At 64.5% G+C, this 17,476-nt stretch carries 19 protein-coding genes and 1 rRNA gene; 10 read left to right on the forward strand and 10 right to left on the reverse strand.

Annotated features, from left to right (window positions below):
- The 4 genes from F604_RS0108115 to F604_RS0108135 form a co-directional block, all read right to left on the reverse strand.
- Positions 1-1,150 (reverse strand): 16S ribosomal RNA (locus tag F604_RS0108115); the annotation flags it as partial.
- Between the two features lie 144 nt (positions 1,151-1,294).
- Positions 1,295-1,984 (reverse strand): IS5-like element ISTth7 family transposase, encoded by a 690-nt coding sequence (locus tag F604_RS0108120; RefSeq protein ID WP_008630619.1) that lies wholly within the window; start codon positions 1,982-1,984, stop codon positions 1,295-1,297.
- Between the two features lie 282 nt (positions 1,985-2,266).
- Positions 2,267-2,755, reverse strand: coding sequence for a transcriptional regulator NrdR (gene nrdR / locus F604_RS0108130; RefSeq protein ID WP_019551221.1), 489 nt, complete (start codon positions 2,753-2,755; stop codon positions 2,267-2,269).
- A complete protein-coding gene (locus F604_RS0108135) occupies positions 2,752-3,459 on the reverse strand; it encodes an SDR family NAD(P)-dependent oxidoreductase (protein WP_026329073.1) in 708 nt (235 codons plus the stop codon). The genes nrdR and F604_RS0108135 overlap by 4 nt, the downstream gene beginning before the upstream one ends.
- A 28-nt stretch (positions 3,460-3,487) precedes the next feature.
- On the opposite strand from F604_RS0108135, the gene F604_RS0108140 reads away from it, so the two are divergent.
- Positions 3,488-3,967: a macro domain-containing protein gene (locus F604_RS0108140; RefSeq protein WP_019551222.1), complete on the forward strand. Its 480-nt coding sequence runs from the start codon at positions 3,488-3,490 to the stop codon at positions 3,965-3,967.
- Between the two features lie 26 nt (positions 3,968-3,993).
- Here F604_RS0108140 and F604_RS0108145 read toward each other — a convergent pair whose 3' ends face one another.
- The gene (locus tag F604_RS0108145; protein WP_019551223.1) at positions 3,994-4,896 is read right to left on the reverse strand and encodes a putative Ig domain-containing protein; all 903 of its coding nucleotides are present in this window, start codon (positions 4,894-4,896) and stop codon (positions 3,994-3,996) included.
- A gap of 30 nt (positions 4,897-4,926) precedes the next feature.
- On the opposite strand from F604_RS0108145, the gene dcd reads away from it, so the two are divergent.
- Genes dcd through trmH form a run of 5 tightly spaced genes read left to right on the forward strand, consistent with a single transcriptional unit; the run spans position 4,927 to position 8,342 of the window.
- Entirely contained in the window at positions 4,927-5,472 is a 546-nt protein-coding gene (gene dcd, locus F604_RS0108150) for a dCTP deaminase (RefSeq protein ID WP_019551224.1), read from the forward strand.
- 3 nt (positions 5,473-5,475) lie between these two features.
- Entirely contained in the window at positions 5,476-6,081 is a 606-nt protein-coding gene (locus F604_RS0108155; protein WP_019551225.1) for a peptidylprolyl isomerase, read from the forward strand.
- A complete protein-coding gene (locus F604_RS0108160) occupies positions 6,078-7,163 on the forward strand; it encodes an ATP phosphoribosyltransferase regulatory subunit (RefSeq protein WP_019551226.1) in 1,086 nt (361 codons plus the stop codon). Before F604_RS0108155 ends, F604_RS0108160 begins: the two co-directional genes overlap by 4 nt.
- Positions 7,160-7,783 carry an ATP phosphoribosyltransferase gene (gene hisG, locus F604_RS0108165; RefSeq protein ID WP_019551227.1) on the forward strand — a complete coding sequence of 208 codons (624 nt, stop codon included), beginning with the start codon at positions 7,160-7,162 and terminating at the stop codon, positions 7,781-7,783. Before F604_RS0108160 ends, hisG begins: the two co-directional genes overlap by 4 nt.
- Positions 7,767-8,342, forward strand: coding sequence for a tRNA (guanosine(18)-2'-O)-methyltransferase TrmH (gene trmH / locus F604_RS0108170; protein WP_019551228.1), 576 nt, complete (start codon positions 7,767-7,769; stop codon positions 8,340-8,342). The genes hisG and trmH overlap by 17 nt, the downstream gene beginning before the upstream one ends.
- Here trmH and F604_RS0108175 read toward each other — a convergent pair.
- Entirely contained in the window at positions 8,332-9,285 is a 954-nt protein-coding gene (locus tag F604_RS0108175) for a branched-chain amino acid transaminase (RefSeq protein WP_019551229.1), read from the reverse strand. The genes trmH and F604_RS0108175 overlap by 11 nt on opposite strands.
- A complete protein-coding gene (locus tag F604_RS0108180; protein ID WP_019551230.1) occupies positions 9,266-10,219 on the reverse strand; it encodes a LysR family transcriptional regulator in 954 nt (317 codons plus the stop codon). The genes F604_RS0108175 and F604_RS0108180 overlap by 20 nt, the downstream gene beginning before the upstream one ends.
- A 102-nt stretch (positions 10,220-10,321) precedes the next feature.
- On the opposite strand from F604_RS0108180, the gene F604_RS0108185 reads away from it, so the two are divergent.
- Positions 10,322-11,230: a manganese catalase family protein gene (locus tag F604_RS0108185; RefSeq protein WP_019551231.1), complete on the forward strand. Its 909-nt coding sequence runs from the start codon at positions 10,322-10,324 to the stop codon at positions 11,228-11,230.
- Between the two features lie 39 nt (positions 11,231-11,269).
- Here F604_RS0108185 and dprA read toward each other — a convergent pair whose 3' ends face one another.
- Entirely contained in the window at positions 11,270-12,271 is a 1,002-nt protein-coding gene (gene dprA / locus F604_RS0108190) for a DNA-processing protein DprA (protein WP_019551232.1), read from the reverse strand.
- Positions 12,272-12,392: 121 nt separating this feature from the next.
- On the opposite strand from dprA, the gene era reads away from it, so the two are divergent.
- The 3 genes from era to F604_RS0108205 are packed head-to-tail and all read left to right on the forward strand — an operon-like array spanning position 12,393 to position 15,036.
- Positions 12,393-13,298 (forward strand): GTPase Era, encoded by a 906-nt coding sequence (gene era, locus F604_RS0108195; RefSeq protein WP_019551233.1) that lies wholly within the window; start codon positions 12,393-12,395, stop codon positions 13,296-13,298.
- 44 nt (positions 13,299-13,342) lie between these two features.
- Positions 13,343-14,224: an acyltransferase gene (locus F604_RS0108200; RefSeq protein WP_019551234.1), complete on the forward strand. Its 882-nt coding sequence runs from the start codon at positions 13,343-13,345 to the stop codon at positions 14,222-14,224.
- A 2-nt stretch (positions 14,225-14,226) separates the two neighbouring features.
- Entirely contained in the window at positions 14,227-15,036 is an 810-nt protein-coding gene (locus tag F604_RS0108205; protein ID WP_019551235.1) for a HesA/MoeB/ThiF family protein, read from the forward strand.
- A 68-nt stretch (positions 15,037-15,104) separates the two neighbouring features.
- On the opposite strand, the gene F604_RS0108210 is transcribed toward F604_RS0108205, so the two are convergent.
- Positions 15,105-16,238: a citrate/2-methylcitrate synthase gene (locus F604_RS0108210; RefSeq protein WP_019551236.1), complete on the reverse strand. Its 1,134-nt coding sequence runs from the start codon at positions 16,236-16,238 to the stop codon at positions 15,105-15,107.
- 81 nt (positions 16,239-16,319) lie between these two features.
- The gene (locus F604_RS0108215) at positions 16,320-17,465 is read right to left on the reverse strand and encodes a class I SAM-dependent rRNA methyltransferase (protein WP_019551237.1); all 1,146 of its coding nucleotides are present in this window, start codon (positions 17,463-17,465) and stop codon (positions 16,320-16,322) included.
- Positions 17,466-17,476 lie beyond the last annotated feature (11 nt).

The raw sequence follows: 17,476 nt of genomic DNA on the forward strand, positions 1-17,476 counted from the left end.
GCTTTCGCAGGCAGTCCCCTTAGAGTGCCCGGCCCAACCCGCTGGCAACTAAGGGCAGGGGTTGCGCTCGTTGCGGGACTTAACCCAACATCTCACGACACGAGCTGACGACGGCCATGCAGCACCTGTGCTGGGGCTCCCTCGCGGGCACCCCAGGCTTTCACCCAGGTTCCCCAGCATGTCAAGGCCTGGTAAGGTTCTTCGCGTTGCTTCGAATTAAACCACATGCTCCACCGCTTGTGCGGGCCCCCGTCAATTCCTTTGAGTTTCAGCCTTGCGGCCGTACTCCCCAGGCGGCGCGCTTAACGCGTTGGCTTCGGCCCCCAGATAAACCCAGAGACCTAGCGCGCATCGTTTAGGGCGTGGACTACCCGGGTATCTAATCCGGTTTGCTCCCCACGCTTTCGCGCCTCAGCGTCAGAAGTGGACCAGGTGGCTGCCTTCGCCATCGGCGTTCCTCCCGGTATCTGCGCATTTCACCGCTACTCCGGGAATTCCACCACCCTCTCCCACCCTCTAGCCTGAGCGTATCCCACGCTCCTCCACGGTTGAGCCGTGGCCTTTCACATGGGACGCCCCAGGCCGCCTACACGCCCTTTACGCCCAGTAAATCCGGGTAACGCTCGCGCCCTCCGTATTACCGCGGCTGCTGGCACGGAGTTGGCCGGCGCTATTACCTGGGTACCGTCATCCCCCTACACAGGGCTTTCGTCCCCAGTTCAGGAGTTTACACCCCGAAGGGCTTCCTCCTCCAAGCGGCGTCGCTCCGTCAGACTTCCGTCCATTGCGGAAGATTCCTAACTGCTGCCTCCCGTAGGAGTGGGGCCCGTGTCTCAGTGCCCCTGTGGCCGGCCATCCTCTCAGACCGGCTACCCGTCGTCGCCTTGGTGGGCCTTTACCCCACCAACTAGCTGATGGGACGCGGGCCCATCCGGAAGCGGGCTATCCACCCTTTAGTCCTACCCCACAGGATAGGACCACATGGCGGATTAGCCTGGGTTTCCCCAGGTTGTCCGCCTCTTCCGGGTAGGTCACCCACGCGTTACTCACCCGTCCGCCGCTGAACAGGTATAAACCTGCCCCGCTCGACTTGCATGTCTTAGGCACGCCGCCAGCGTTCACCCTGAGCCAGGATCAAACTCTCCAATAAAATTAACGCCCGAAGGCGTTATTGGCTTCTTGGTGTTAGCCTCTGCTCTCCCCTTTTCAAGATCCCCCCGCTTGGGCTTTCGCCCGCGCAGCAAAAGCTATGCTATCAAGCCCCCTCCTTCTTGTCAACACCCCCCGGGCTTGCCTAGTAAATTGCCTTGTACCCCGGAGGGGGCGGGAGAAGGGAAAGAAGAACCCTAAGGCCGTAGGCGATGAGCTCCAAAAGCGCCCGCGCCATGGCCGTCCAAGGCTTCCGCTCCCAAAGGTACCCCCCACCCAGCCGCGTCTTCATCCCCCCAAACACCCCCTCCACCACCCCGCGAAACCGGTACACCTCGGGGTCCCACCCCTCCCGCGCCCGCACCCGCGCCTCCTCCCTGGCCTCGCCCCCGCCCCGAAGCCGGATCACCGGCCGCACCCCCGCCTCCCCCAAAACCCCCCACACCTCCTTCCCGTCAAACCCCGCGTCCGCCAAAAGCCACCCCCGGGAAGGAGGAAACCGCCTCAGCACCTCCCCCCCAAGCCGGGGGTCCGGGGCGTAGCCCTCCCCCACCACTCCACCCCAGGGCCATAAGAGCCGCCTCTCCCTATCCCACCGCATCAGGGCCAGAAGCCGCGCGTGCCCCCGCACCCGCCGCACCTCCTTCCCCCGACGAAAGCGGAGAAGCCGGTCCTTGCTCCGGTAGGCCAGCCCCGTGGTGTCCATGAGGTAGAGGGGGGGAAAGCGCCGCCAGGTGTGCCGGCGCCTCGTCCGAAGCCGCTTCGCCTTCCGGCGAGGACTCCGGGGCGAGATGGGCCTCCAGTTCCCGGGAAAGCCTCTCCAGGAGGGCCTCAAGGAGTTTGGGGTCCAGGTGCTTGAGGGCGTAGCGGGCCAGGGACTGGTGGGAAGGGAAGGGGCCTTCCATCAGGTCCTGGAGTGAGGCCTCCGTCTCGCGGTAGGTGAGGTGGAAGAAGGCGCGGAAGAGAAGGAGGGCCAGGTAAAGGGCGTGGCTGTAGCGCCAGGGGCGGCCCCGCTTGCCTTTGGGGGTGGGAGGGGCCACCTCCCGGGCCAGGCGCAGGCAGTGTTCCAAGACCTCCTTGGGGCTTGCCTCCCTGCGAAGGAAGCCTCGCTTGCCCATCAGGAGAGAGATATACACCCGTCCTCCTGACCTTTGCAAGGCAAGCCCACACCCCCCAGGCGCTGGATCTCCTCGATGAAGCGCTCCACGGAATCAAACTCCCGGTACACGGAGGCGAAGCGGATGTAGGCCACATGGTCCAGATCCCGTAAAAAGGCCATGGCCTTCAGGCCGATCTCCTCGGAGGAGATCTCCGGACCTGTCACCTGATCCTCAAAGGTGTAGGCGAAGCGGCGAAGAACCTCCGGGTCCACGGGGCGCTTTTCGCACGCCAAAAGAAGCCCCCTCAGGAGCTTATCGGGGTTGAAGGGTTCCCTTCGGCCGTCCCGCTTCACCACCATCAAAGGCTCCAGCTGGGTGCGCTCGTAGGTGGTGAAGCGGCGGCCGCAGGCTGGGCACTCCCGGCGGCGGCGGATGGCCGCCCCCTCGTCGGAGGGGCGGGAGTCCACCACCCGGGTGTCGGGATGACCACAGTAAGGGCACTTCATGGCACTTCCCTAAGAAGCTCGTAGATCTCGGGGGACGGGGGAGGCTCGGGAAGCTCCACCTCCAGCACTACCCCGCGCACCCCTTCGGAAACCATGGAACCCAGGCCCAGGGCCGCCCGGACCAAGGCTTGGTCGTAGGCTTCGGAAACCGGGTCCCGGGAGGGCACCACCCCGTTCACCCGCACCCCGGGGAAGGTCCGGGTGACCCCCTCGATGAGCCCTTCCACCGCCCGGCGCACGGAAAGGGTATGGGGCTCTATGCGCACCGCCGGCGGCAGCACCAAGGTAACGAATCCACCCCCTGCCAGGTGGCGCAGACCCTGCTGGAGCACATACAGGCTGGACTTCACATCCTGGCTCATGAGGTCGTACCACTCCCCTTCCAGAAGCTCCACGAAGGGGGTCTTGCTCTCAGCGGTGGTCACGTGGACGATGCCGTCCAATAGCCCAAAAAGCTCCTCCACCTTTTCAAAGGTGCTGGTCACATCCAAAACCACGCTCATATCGCCCCGGATGGGGATGGCCGTGGCCCCCAAGGCCTCCACCTCCGAGGCCACGCTGGTGGCCAGCTCCACGTCGGGGTCCACGGCGATAACCGTGGCCCCGTTGCGCCCGTAGCCGTGGGCGATGGCCCGGCCAAAGCCCCTGCCGGCCCCGGTTACCATAACGATCCGCCCCTCGAGGCCCAAGATATCCCGTGACATCAGGCCCATTGTACGGGAAAATGAGGACATGGCCCGCATCCGCGTGGAAGAAGGGGACATCACCGAGTTCCGGGGGGACGCCATCGTCAACGCCGCCAACAACTACCTGAAGCTGGGCGCCGGGGTGGCGGGGGCCATCCTCCGGAAAGGAGGCCCCTCCATCCAGGAGGAATGCGACCGGATCGGCAAGATCCAGGTGGGGGAGGCCGCGGTCACGGGGGCGGGGAACCTAAACGTGCGCTATGTGATCCACGCCGCCGTCCTAGGCGATGAGCCCGCAAGCCTGGAAACCGTACGCAAGGCCACCCGAAGTGCCCTGGAAAAAGCGGTGGAGCTCGGGCTAAAAACCGTGGCCTTTCCCCTCTTGGGCACCGGGGTGGGGGGGCTTCCCGTGGAGGAGGTGGCCCGGGTGATGCTTTCGGAGATCAAGAAGGCTCCCGATACCCTCGAGGTCACCCTCTACGGCTACCGCAAGGAGGACGCCGAGGCCATCCGGAAAGCCCTTTGAGGCTACACCTTAAACATGCGAGGGCACTAGGGGGAACCTTCCTCCTGGGGTGGCGGGGGAGCCTCCTCCCGCCCAGAGGGAGGGGTGCTTCCGGGAGCGGCTGGGGCGGTTACCTTGGGAAAGTAATCCTTGGCCAGGGCCTCGAGGTCCTGGGCATCCACCTTGCCATCCCCGTTGCCATCCCCTTTGAGCTCCTTCCCCTCCTTGCCCCAGTTCTGGGCCAGTTGCAGGAGGTCGGCAAAGGGCCTGCCCCGCTTCAAAGCCTCCCCCAGGAGCTTCCCTTCCTTGTCGTAGAAAACCACCCGGGGGGAAAACCTGGGGGTAAGGGCCTTCTGCGGGGTGAGGAGGAGGCGGAAGGCCTCCTGGTCCTTTAGGGGTTTGGCAAAGGCCACATCCAGGCGCAAAAGCCCTGCCTCCGCATCGTAATCCAGGAGGTATACGGGGCTCACCACCTTCAGGCTGGCAAGATCCGGGTTCAGATCCTTTAGAGGAAGCTCCAGCTGGAAGCCCAAGGCCTCCCGAACCTCCACCCGACCCAAGAGCAGGAAGGGCCCTTCCACCTGGGCCGGCGGGGCCACCAGGGTAAGCCTGGGCGGGGGTGGGTCGGAAACGGCGAGGGTGAGTTTCTGGACCCGGCTATTTTTGGCGGCGTCTTCCACGGTGAGGATCAGGGGGAAGCTCCCCTTCTCCCGGGGCACCCCGCTGATCCTCCCCCCTTGGAAGGTAAGGCCCTGGGGAAGCCTGCCCTCGAGGCTAAAGGCGTAGGGCCTGAGGCCTCCTTCGGCGCTAAAGAGGGCCTGATAGGGCTCCCCCAGGTAGGCGGGGGGGAGGCTGGTGCTGGTGAGGCGCAGGGGTTCCATTCCCGTCCCCGCGGGGTCTTGGGTGCCACAGGCGGCCAGGAGGAGGAAGAGGGGCCAAAGCTTCCGCATGGGTCCAGTCTAGCGGGTATAGTTGATGGCATGATTAAGCCGGACTGGTGGATCCGGGAGATGGCCAAAAAGGGAATGATCGAGCCTTTTGAGGAAAGGCTGGTGCGGGAAGGGGTGATCAGCTACGGGCTTTCCAGCTTCGGCTACGACCTCCGCGCCGCCCCAGAGTGGAAGATCTTCACCAACGTCTTTTCCACGGTGGTGGATCCCAAGGGCTTTGACCCCAAAAGCTTCGTGGAGTACGAGGGCGAGGAGGTCATCATCCCCCCCAACTCCTTCGCCCTCACCCGGAGCATCGAGTACATTCGGATGCCGGAGAACGTGATCGCCATCGCCCTAGGCAAAAGCACCTATGCCCGTTGCGGCATCGTGGCCAACGTGACCCCTTTAGAGCCCGGCTGGGAAGGGCACGTCACCCTGGAGATCTCCAACACCACCCCCCTGCCCGCCAAGGTTTACGCCAATGAGGGCATCGTCCAGATCCTTTTCCTGGAGGGTCCGCGCCCCGAGACCACCTACAAGGACCGCAAGGGCAAGTACCAAGGGCAGAAGGGCATCACCCTGCCCCGGGTGTAGGCTATGAAGGTGCGCCTCCTCTTCCTCGCCCTCCTTCTCCTCCTGGGCGCCTGCAAGGGTGAGAACATGCGACCCCTTCCCTACCTTTCGGAAACACCGGTCCGATCCTTCAAGGCACCCCAAAAGGTGCTGGAAGACGGCAAGGATTACTACGCCCGCCTGAAGACCACCAAGGGGGATATTCTTCTGGACCTCCTGGAGAAGGAGGCCCCCAACACGGTGAACTCCTTCGTCTTTCTGGCCCTCCACCGCTACTTTGAAGGGGTGGTGTGGCACCGGGTCATCCCCGGCTTTGTGGCCCAGACCGGGGACCCCACGGGCACCGGTCGGGGCGGTCCTGGGTACAGCTTCGGCCTGGAGATCGCCCCCGGCTTAGCCTTTGACCGGGAAGGCATGGTGGGCATGGCCCGCACCCAGGACCCCAACTCCAACGGCAGCCAGTTCTTCATCACCCTGGCCCCCACCCCCCACCTCACCGGGCAGTACACCCTCTTCGCCAAGGTGGTGGAGGGCATGGAGGTGGTAAGGCGCCTTGCCCCCACGGAGGGCCCAGGCGCCACGGGGGAACGGGATAAGATCCTCAGCGTGGAGATCCTGGTCAAGGAATGATCCCCGAAGGCACCCGCTTTCTGCTTCCCCCCGAGGCCCGGCTTAAGGCCGAGCTTATGGCCCGGCTAAGGGATCTCTTCCTCCGCCACGGGTATGAGCCCGTGGAGCTACCGGCCCTCGAGGTCTATGACCCCTCCCATCCCCTGGCGGAACGGGCCTTCAAGCTGGTGGACAAAACCGGGGAGGTCTTGGCCCTTAGGAGCGAGTTCACCACCCTTCTGGCCAAGCTCCTAAGACCTCACCTGGGGGAAGGGGTGGCCCGCTTCCAGTACGCCGGGGCCCTTTGGCTTAGGGAAGGGGATGCGGAACTCGGCCGCTACCGGGAGTACACCCAGGTGGGGCTGGAGCTCATCGGGGCCACGGGCCCCCTGGCGGATGCCGAGATCCTCTCCCTGGTCTTCGCTGCCCTCGAGGCCCTCGGCCTGGAAGGGGAGGTGGAGGTGGGCCTTCCCAGCCTGGTGGGGGAGGTACTCAAGGCCTCCGGCCTGCCGGAAGAGGCCCGCAAGGAAGCCCAGAGGGCCATCCATCGCAAGAACCTGCCCGAGCTCACCGAGCTCCTCTCCCGCCACCCGGTTTCCCCGGAGGCCCGGCGTACCCTCCTGGCCCTCCCCGACCTCTACGGGGGCATGGAGGTGCTGGCCGAGGCCAAGAGCCTTCCCCTCCCCGAAAGAGCCAGAAAGGCCCTGGAGGATCTGGAAAAGACCCTGGAACTTCTGGAAAGGCCCGTGCTTTTGGACCTGGGCATGACCCGGCGCTACGAGTACTACTCGGGGGTCTTCTTCCGCGCCTACACCCCGGGGTTCGGCCTGCCCCTTTTAGGAGGCGGCCGGTACGACGGGGCCCTCCTCCCCAGGGCGGCGGGGTTCGCCATAGGGGTAGAGCGGGCCCTGGAGGCCCTAAAACTCCCCAGGGTGGACGTAAGCCCCGAGGTTTTGGCCCTGGACCTGAAGGCCCTTCGCCGCTTCGCCCGGGAGAAGCGGGTGGAGCTCTTCCACGGGGAAGACCCCGTGGCCTACGCCAAGGCCCGGGGCATCCCCTACCTGGCCCAAGGCGAGCGCATCTTTAAGGTGGAGGAGGCATGAAGCGCTTTGCCCTCACCATTGCCCTGCCCAAAGGGCGAATGTTTCAGGAGGCCTACGAGGCCTTAAGGAAAGCGGGGCTGGAACTCCCTTCCATAGAGAACCAGCGGGCCCTCCTCCACGGCAAACAAGGAGGGATCGCCCTCCTGGAGCTTCGCAACAAGGATGTGCCCGTGTATGTGGACCTGGGGATCGCCGAGGTGGGGGTGGTGGGCAAGGATGTCCTTTTGGACTCGGGCCGGGACCTTTTCGAGCCGGTGGACCTGGGCTTTGGAGCCTGCCGCCTGTCCCTTATTCGGCGCCCCGGCGACACCTCCCCCATCCGGCGCATCGCCACCAAGTATCCCCTCTTCACCACCCGGCTCCTGAAGGAACGGGGCTGGGTGGCGGATGTGGTGGAGCTATCCGGCAACATCGAGCTGGCCGCGGTCACGGGCCTGGCGGATGCGGTGGTGGACGTGGTCCAGACCGGGGCCACCCTTAGGGCGGCGGGCCTTGTGGAGGTGGAGGTCCTCGCCCACTCCACCGCCCGCCTCGTAGTGAACCGGCAGGCCCTCAAGCTTAAACGCTCGCTTTTAAAGCCCCTGATCGCTAAGCTGAGAAACCGTGACGGAGGCCCGTAGACGCCGCATAGAGGAGGTCCTAAGGAGGCGCCAGCCCGACCTCACCGTTTTGCTGGAAAACGTCCACAAACCCCACAACCTCTCGGCCATCCTGAGGAGCTGCGATGCGGTGGGGATCCTCGAGGCCCATGCGGTGAACCCCACCGGGGGGGTACCCACCTTCAACGAGACCAGCGGGGGGAGCCACAAATGGGTTTACCTGAGGGTACACCCCAGCATCCAGGAGGCCATCTCCTTTCTCAAAGAAAAGGGCTTTAGGGTTTACGCCACCGCGCTCAGGGAGGATGCCCGAGACTTCCGGGAGGTGGACTACACCCAGCCCACCGCCATCCTCCTGGGAGCGGAGAAATGGGGGGTTTCCGAGGAGACCCTGGCCCTTTCCCATGGAGCCATAAAGATCCCCATGCTGGGCATGGTGCAGAGCCTGAACGTGAGCGTGGCGGCGGCGGTGATCCTCTTTGAGGCCCAAAGGCAAAGGTTAAAGGCGGGGCTTTACGAGCATCCCCGCCTGGACCCAGAGCTTTACCAAAGGGTCCTCGAGGACTGGCTCAGGAAGTGACGTAGGTAAGCCAGCCCTCGTACTCGGGCCGCAAGCCCCTGGCGGCCTCTAGGTAGACCTCCCGTAGCCTCAGGGCAATGGGCCCGGCGGTCCCCGAGCCAATGGGCCGCCAGTCGATCATGGAAACCGGGGTCACCTCGGCGGCGGTGCCGGTCATGAAGACCTCGTCGGCCATGTAGAGCTGGTCCCGGGTGGCCCGCACCACCTGGACCTCGTACCCGAGGTCCCTGGCGATGCGGATCACGGAATCCCGGGTGATCCCCTCCAGGTTCACCGAGTGCTCGAGGGCGTAGATCACCCCGTCCCGCACGAAGAAGAGGTTTTCCCCGCTGCCCTCGGCCACATACCCCTCCTCGTCCAAAAGGAGCGCCTCATCGGCGCCAGCCGCCACCGCTTCCATCTTGGCCAGGGCCGAGTTCACGTAGTTCCCTCCCACCTTGGCCTTGCCCGGCATCACGTTGGCGGGGAAGCGGGCCCAGGAGCTGGTGATGAGCTTGGCCCCCTTGCGCACCGCCTCCTCCCCCAGGTAGGCCCCCCACTCCCAGGCAGCCACCATCACCTCGGCGGGGTTGTTGGGCAGGGGGTTCACCCCCAAGGCCTTGGCCCCCATCCAGGCCAGGGGGCGGATGTAGCAGCTTTTGTAGCCGTTTCGCCGCACCACCTCCTTGATGGCCTCCTCGATCTCCTCCGGGGTGAAGGGGATCTCCATGCGCAGGACCTTGGCGGAGTTGAAAAAGCGCCGGACGTGCTCCTTAAGCCGGAAAATGGCCGGGCCCCTAGGGGTTTCGTAGGCCCGTATCCCTTCAAAAACGCTGGTCCCGTAGTGCAGGGCATGGCTTAGAACGCTGGTCTTGGCCTCCTCCTGGGGCAGAAGGGCCCCGTTCATCCAGATGAGACCGGCTTTGATATGAACATCCCCACCTTTAGCCTCGGGCTTCACCATGGCGAACCTCCGCCCCCATCATAACGCTTTTCCGCTCCCAGCCCTTTAACCGCAGCTCTCGGAAAACCCCCTTGACCTCCTCCCCCAGGGCCCGGGCCACAGGTGCCTTGAGGCTTCCCTCCCGCACAAGAAGGTAGACGGTCCGCCCCGCCCCTGGGGGGCTTAGGGGCCTTAGGTGGAGGCGCTTGGCCCGGGGAAGGGTCCACAGGGCCACCTCAGGCAGAAGGGTAAGCCCCCCCACCTCCTCCACCAGAAGGATCAGGGTTTCCAGATCCCCGCTTCGGAACTCCACCCTTCGCCTTTCCAGGCTGGGGCGGCAGACGGAAAGGACCTGGTCCCGGAACCAGTGGCCCTCCGAAAGGATCCAGGTGTCCTCGAGGGGGATCTCCAGGGGATGAAGGCTCTCCTTGGCATAAAGGGGGTGCCCCGGGGAGATGTAGGCCAGAAACTCCTCGGAAAAAAGGGGAAGGCTCTGCACCCCCGGTGCCCGCTCCTCCGTACCCACCAACCCCGCATCCAACCGGCCCTCCACCAGCCCCTGAAGGATGGCCGGGGTGAGCTCCTCCTCCACCGAGACCTCGAGGCCCGGATACCTTTCCAGCAACCGGGGCAAAAGCCTTGGCAGAAGATAAGGGGCCAGGGTGGGGATGACCCCCACGCGGAAAGGACCTTGGAAGACCCCCTCCTCCCCCCGGGCGATGGCCTTGACCCTGGCCACCTCCTCCAGCACCCGGCGGGCCTGGGCCGCCACCCTTTCCCCCACCTCCGTGGGCTTCCCCTGCCTGCGGTCAAAGAGCTTGACCCCAAGCTCCTCCTCCAGCTTGCGGATCTGCACGCTGAGGGCAGGCTGGGTGAGGTAGACCCGCTCCGCCGCCCGGGTAAAGCTCCTCTCCTCCACCAGGGCCACCAGGTAGCGCATCTGCTCCAGGGTCATAAATTTAGTTTATTCCTGTAACCAACAAGATGTATTGGACTTATGCGTGGATCCCCCCTAAGGTGAAAACTGCCTGGCCCTGCCAGGCAGGAGGTGACGAGGATGTTCCTGAGAATAGACCGCCTGCAGATCGAGCTCCCCATGCCCAAGGAGCAGGACCCCAACGCGGCTGCCGCGGTACAGGCCCTACTGGGAGGGCGCTTTGGGGAAATGTCCACCCTGATGAACTACATGTACCAGTCCTTCAACTTCCGGGGGAAGAAGGCCCTTAAGCCCTACTACGACCTCATCGCCAACATCGCCACCGAGGAGCTGGGCCACATCGAGCTGGTGGCCGCCACCATCAACAGCCTCCTGGCCAAGAACCCGGGGAAGGACCTCGAGGAAGGCGTGGACCCGGTGGCTGCCCCCCTGGGCTTCGCCAAGGACGCCCGCAACGTCGCCCACTTCATCGCCGGCGGAGCCAACAGCCTGGTGATGGGAGCCATGGGGGAGCACTGGCACGGGGAGTACGTGTTCACCAGTGGGAACCTTATCCTGGATCTTCTCCATAACTTCTTCCTCGAGGTGGCCGCCCGCACCCACAAGCTCCGGGTTTACGAGATGACGGATAACCCCGTGGCCCGCGAGATGATCGGCTACCTCCTGGTGCGGGGCGGGGTGCATGCCGCCGCCTACGGCAAGGCCTTAGAAAGCCTCACCGGGGTGGAGATGACCAGGATGCTCCCCATCCCCCGCATCGACAACAGCAAGATCCCCGAGGCCAAAAAGTACATGGACCTGGGCTTCCACAGGAACCTCTACCGCTTTAGCCCCTCCGACTACCAGGACCTGGGGCTCATCTGGTCCGGCCCCTCCCCGGAGGACGGTAGCGAGGTAAGGGTGGTGGACGGCCCCCCCGAAGGCGGACCCGTCTTTGACGCGGGCCACGACGCCGCCGAGTTTGCCCCCGAGTTCCACCCAGGCGAGCTCTACGAGATCGCCAAGAAACTTTACGAGAAGGCCAAGTAGGCCGGCACCCCCTGGCCGGGCCCCAGGGCCCGGCCAGGCCTATAAAGCCCCATACCTCCCCCCGGGCAAAGCCTGGGCCAGGCCCTTGAGCTCCAGGAGGGTAAGGAGGGAAAGCACCTTTTCCGCAGGAACCCCCAAGGCCTGGGCCAGGTCCTCGGGGAGGGCTTCCCCTTGCCTAAGAAGGGCATAAAGCCCCTCCTCCTCCTGGGAAAGCTCCACCGCCTTTTTGGGCTTCCCTGAAAATCCCAGGTAGGAAAGAACGTCCTCTGCGGAAAGCACCGGATAGGCTCCATCCTGGATGAGGCGGTTGGCCCCCAGGGAGTTTTCGTCCGTGGGCCGGCCCGGCACCGCCAAAACCTCCTTCCCCAACTCCAAGGCATGGCGAGCGGTGATGAGGGCCCCGGACTCCAAGGGAGCCTCCACCACGATCACCGCCCGGGAAAGCCCGGCGATGATGCGGTTTCTTCTCGGGAAAAACTCCGGCTTGGGTCCGGTGCCGAAGGGGAACTCGGAAACCAGGGCCACCTTCCGGGCCAGCTCCCGGTGCTCGGGAGGATAGATGCGGTCCAAGGCGCTTCCCAAAACCCCCAGGGTGGACCCACCTCCCTCCAGGGCCCCCAGGTGGGCCTCCCGGTCCACCCCCCTGGCCAGGCCGGAAACCACGCAAAGCCCGGCCTCGGAAAGCCCCCGGGCAAGTTTGCGGGCGAAGGAAAGCGCCCAGGCGGAGGCTTTCCTGGTGCCCACGATGGCCACCGCCTTACCTTCCTCTGGAAGCTCCCCTTTCAGGTAAAGGTGGGTGGGCGGTTGGGGAAGCCTCCTAAGCCCCTCGGGGAAAGCCTCCTCCCAAAGGCCCAGAATGCGCACCCCCATGGCCTCCGCCCGCCTCCTTTCCCCTTCCGCCTCCCTTTCCGCTTGGGGAAGGACCACCGCCGCCTGGGGAAAGCGTTCTTTTAAGGAAAGAAGGGGGTTTTCCTCCGCCAAAAGCTCAAGAAGCCGCTTGGGCCCGATTCCGGGAAGCAGGGCCAGGGCCAAGGGATCCACGGGTTTAGAGTATACTGAAACATCTGGGTCACGGGCGGAGCCTGTATCCCGGAGTCCGTGCCCGAAGGTCCGGCCCCAGGCCCCAAGGCCAATCCAAGGGGGTCGGGATGGCCTAGCAAATATGGAAGAGAAAACCTACTCCGGCTTTGTGGCCATCGTGGGCAAGCCCAACGTGGGCAAGTCCACCCTCCTCAACAACCTCCTGGGGGTGAAGGTGGCCCCCATCAGCCCCAGGCCCCAGACCACCCGGAAGCGCCTTAGGGGCATCCTCACCGAGGGAAACCGCCAGATCGTCTTCGTGGACACCCCGGGCCTTCACAAGCCCATGGACGCCCTGGGGGAGTTCATGGACCAGGAGGTCTACGAGGCCCTTTCCGACGTGAACGCCGTGGTGTGGGTGGTGGACCTCCGCCACCCCCCTACCCCTGAGGACGAGCTGGTGGCCAAGGCCCTCAAGCCCCTGGTGGGGAAGGTGCCCATCCTCCTGGTGGGCAACAAGCTGGATGCTGCCAAATACCCCGAGGAGGCCCTCAAGGCCTACCACGCCCTCCTGCCCGAGGCTGAGGCCAGGATGCTTTCCGCCCTGGACGAACACCAGGTGGCCGAGCTCAAAGCGGAACTCCTGGCCCTTCTCCCCGAAGGCCCCTTCTTCTACCCCGAGGACTTCGCCAAAAGCGACCAGGACTTCGGGGAGTGGGTGGCGGAGATCATCCGGGAGGAGGCCATGAAGCGCCTCTGGCACGAGGTGCCCTACGCTGTGGCGGTGAAGACCGAGGAGGTGGCGGAGAGGGAAAACGGCATCCTGTACATCAAGGCCGTCCTCTATGTGGAGCGCCCCTCGCAAAAGGCCATCGTCATCGGGGAGGGGGGCAGGAAGATCAAGGAGATCGGCCAGGCCGCCAGGAAACAGCTTGAGGTTTTCCTGAACCGGCAGGTGTACCTGGACCTCGAGGTCAAGGTCTACCCCGACTGGCGGAAGGACCCCGAGGCCTTGCGGGAGCTGGGCTACCGATCCTCCATAGGGTGAGGAAGAGCATTCTCCTGGGGGCCTTTTCCGGTTAGCATACCCATATGCCCTGGCTCCTTCCTCGAGGCATCGCCCCCCTTCACGAAAAGGCCCTGGACCGCTTCATCGGGGCTTTGGTGGAGAAGCTTTCCGATCCCAGCGTGGACCGGAACGCCCTGGTGAGAGAGGAGCTTGCCCGCCTCCTCTACGGCCGACCCTATGTGGAACTCCTGGAGCTAAACCCCCTGGCCGCCATGGGGCTAGACCCCGAGGGCATCACCTTTGAAGCGGAGTACTACGCCGCCACCGACCAGGAGAAGTTCCAAAAGGTTAAACCCCTCCTTTGGTTCTGGAAGGTCTTGGACCTCACCCCCATCGGCCAATCCGTGCACTCGGGGGTGGCCATTCGCCGGGCCCTTGCCCCCTTCATCTTCAAGCGGGTGGGGAAAAACCCCAAGTTCTTCCAAAACGTGGAGTTTTCCGTGGGGTACAACCTGGAGCTGGGGGACGACGTGGTGGTCCACCGCTACGTGCTCCTGGACGATATCGGGGGCATAAAGATCGGAGACCGCACCTCCCTTTCCGACTACGTGAACGTCTACAGCCACACCCACCACGTCCTGGCCTCCCCCGACGTGACCCTTAAGGAAACCATCATCGGAAGCGGGGTGCGCATCACCTACCACGCCACCATCCTGGCCGGGGTGCGTATCGGGGACGACGCCATGGTGGGCACGGGAGCCATCGTCACCAAGGACGTGCCCCCCCACGCCATCGCCCTGGGGATCCCCGCCAGGCCCGTGCGCTACAAGGTGCGCCACGACTGCCCCTTCTGCCGCAAGGGGGAACCCCACCCCTCGGACCTCATCCCCAAGGCCCCCGACCGCAAGGGCAACCCCGACTTCCCCGACTTCCTCCCCCCTGGCTTTGGAACCCGGGAGGCCTAGGCATGTGGACCAAGGAGGAGCTGGACCGCTACCACCGCCAGATGATCCTGCCTCAGGTAGGCCCTGAGGGGCAGGAAGAGCTCAAGCGCTCCTCCGTGGTGGTGGTGGGGGCCGGGGGCCTGGGAGTGCCGGTCCTGCAGTACCTGGTGGCCGCCGGGGTGGGCCGGATCGGCATCGTGGAGATGGACCGCGTGGAGGTTTCCAACCTCCACCGCCAGGTGCTTTATACCACGGAGGATGTGGGCAAACCCAAGGCCCTGGCCGCCAAGGAGCGGCTCTTAGCCCTGAACCCTCTGGTGCAGATCGACACCTATCCCGTGCGCCTCACCTCGGAAAACGCCCTGGAGATCCTGAAACCTTACGACCTGGTGATCGATGCCTCCGACAACTTCCCAACCCGCTATTTGGTGAACGACGCCTGCGTGCTCCTGGGAAAACCCCTCGTCTACGGAGCCATCTACCAGTTTGACGGCCAGATAGCGGTCTTCCACCACAAAACCCCGGAAGGGGAGATGGGACCCTGCTACCGTTGCCTCTTCCCCAAGCCTCCCTCGCCGGGACGCGTCCCCTCCTGTGCGGAGGCCGGGGTCTTTGGGGTCTTGCCGGCAGTGGTGGGAAGCCTCATGGCCGCGGAAGCCCTTAAGGTGCTCTTGGGCATCGGTAAACCCTTGGCCGGCTCCCTCCTCCTCTACGATGCTCTGGAAGGCCAGTTCCGCAAGCTTGCCCTACGCCGCAACCCCGTTTGCCCGGTGTGCGGGGATCATCCCACCCAGAGAGAGCTTATAGACTACGAGGCCTTTTGCGGCCTCTAAACCCAGCTCAAAGATCAAGTAAAAGCCAAAGGCCGGGGGCCTAGGCCCCCGGCGCACCCCCAACCCCCTTAAGCCCGGGCCTCGAGGGGCACGTAGGGAACGTCCAGAGGGCCGATGTACTTGGCGTCGGGGCGGAGCAGGCGGTTGTCCAGGGTCTTGTACTCCAGGATGTGCCCCACCCAACCGGAGATGCGGGCCACGGCGAAGATGGGGGTGAAGAACTCCAGGCCAAACCCCAGGTCGGAGTAAACCACCCCGGAGTAAAAGTCCACGTTGGGGTAGATGCCCCTGGGGTTCAGGACCTTGCCCGCCTCCTCCTCCACGATCTTCAGGATCTGGTACTCCTTGGAATGGCCATGCTTCTCCGCCACCTGGCGGGCCAGCCTCTCCAGGACGCCGGCCCGGGGGTCAAAGGCCTTGTAAACCCGGTGGCCCATGCCCATGATGCGCTCCTTCTTGGCCAGCTTCTCCCGCACCCACTCCCGCGCCCTTTCGGGGGTGCCGATCTCCCGGATCATCTTCATCACTGCCTCATTGGCTCCTCCGTGCCTGGGCCCTTTGAGGGAGGCCACGGCGGCGGTGATGGCAGAGTAGAGGTCGGTTTCCGTGGAAAAGGCAGCGATGGCGGTAAAGGTGCTGGCGTTGAAGCCGTGCTCGGCGTGCAGGATAAGGGCAGCGTCCATGAGGCGCTCCTGCTCCTTGGAGGGTTCCACCCCGTTAGCCATGTACAAGAAGTTGGCGGCGTGGGAGAGATCCTCCCGGGGAGCCAGGGGCTCCTTCCCTTCCCTCAGGCGCTTATTGGCGGCCACAATGGTGGCGAACTTGGCGATGAGGTCCAGGCCCTTTTGGTAGAGGGCCTCTTGGGAGATGTCCCCCTCGGTGGGGTCCAGCATCCCCAGCTCGGAAACCGCCGTGCGCAGGAAGCTCATGGGATGGGCCGAGAGGGGATAGCGGCGGAAGGATTCCAGGAGATGCTCGGGCAGGGCCCGTCGCCTGGCCAGCTCCTTTTTGAACCCCTCGAGCTCCTCCCGTTTGGGAAGTCTCCCATGTAGCAGGAGAAAGGTGGTTTCCTCAAAGGTGCTCTTCTCCGCCAGCTCCTGGATGGGGATCCCGTAGTAGTAGAGGCGGCCCGCCTCCCCGTCGATGAAGCACATCCGGCTTTCCGTAAAGAGCACGCCTTCCAAACCCCTTGCCACTTCCATACGCTCCTCCCTTTTTCGCACCCCAAGGGTGCTTCCACGCCCATCATACCAGGGTGGCCTGACGCTGCTGGGTTGTAGCTGCTAGAGGGCATCCTCCTGCAGGATCAGGGTCTTGAGATAAAGGCTTTCCGGCACGTGCAGGCTCCAGGGATGGTCCCTGGGCTGGTAGGTGAGGCCGTGCACCCTCAGGCGCATTCCCCGGTCGGCGGCCGCCCGCCGGGCCACTTCCAGAAGGTCCTCCGCCTTGAGGTAATAGCTGCAGGTGGAAAGCCAGAGGTACCCCTCGGGCGCAAGAAGGCGCAAGGCTTCCCGCAGAAGGTCCACCAGGTGCCGCTTCATGGGGGGAATCTCCTCCGGGCGCTTCACCAGGGTGGGGGGGTCCAGGAGGATGTGATCGAAAAGCCCTTGAAGGCCCCTAAGCACCTCCAAGGCCTCCCCATGGCGGATGTCCACCTTAAGGCCCATTCTCAAGGCCACCTGGTCCAGGACGGCCAGGGCCTCGAGGTCCTTGTCCACCGCCAGGGCGTGGGCTCCTTTCCGCGCGGCCCTCAAGGCAAAACCCCCCACGTAGCTAAAGACATCCAAGACCCTTTCCCCGGGGCGCACCATACCCTCAAAGAGGCGGCGGTTCTCCCGCTGGTCCAGGTAAAAACCCGTCTTCTGGGCCAGGGCCAAGGGGATGGGGAAAACCAGGCCATCCTCCTCCACTGCCAAAACCTCAGGCACCTCCCCGTAAACCGCCCCCACCCTCTCGGGAAGCCCTTCCTGCCTCCTGGCCTCCACGTCGCTCCGCTCGTAAACCCCCTTGGGGCCCACTGCCTCCAGGAGGGCGGGAAACCAGACCTCCCTTAAAGCCTCCATCCCCCGGGTGCGCACCTGGAGAACCAGAACCTCTCCAAACCGGTCCACCACCAGACCGGGGAGGCCATCCGCCTCTCCATGCACCAGGCGGTAGCTTTGGCCCATTCCCTCCCTCTTGCGCAAGGCCCGTTCAAAGCGGGCTAGAAAAAAAGCCCGATCTAAAGGGCCGGGGTCAAAGCGATAAGCCCGGAACGGGATGCGGGAGCCCGGGTCCAGATAGCCCACCGCCAAAAAACTGCCATCGGCGGCCACCGCCTCCGCCACCCCTGCCTGCTTGGGAATCTCCTCCAGCTCGTCCCGATAGAGGTTGGGGTAAAAGTTGCGGACCTTCTTCTCCTTTCCCGGTTTGACCACCACCCTCAGCACGGGCTCAGCAT

Origin of the sequence: Thermus scotoductus DSM 8553, assembly GCF_000381045.1 — a bacterium.
GTDB lineage: Bacteria > Deinococcota > Deinococci > Deinococcales > Thermaceae > Thermus > Thermus scotoductus.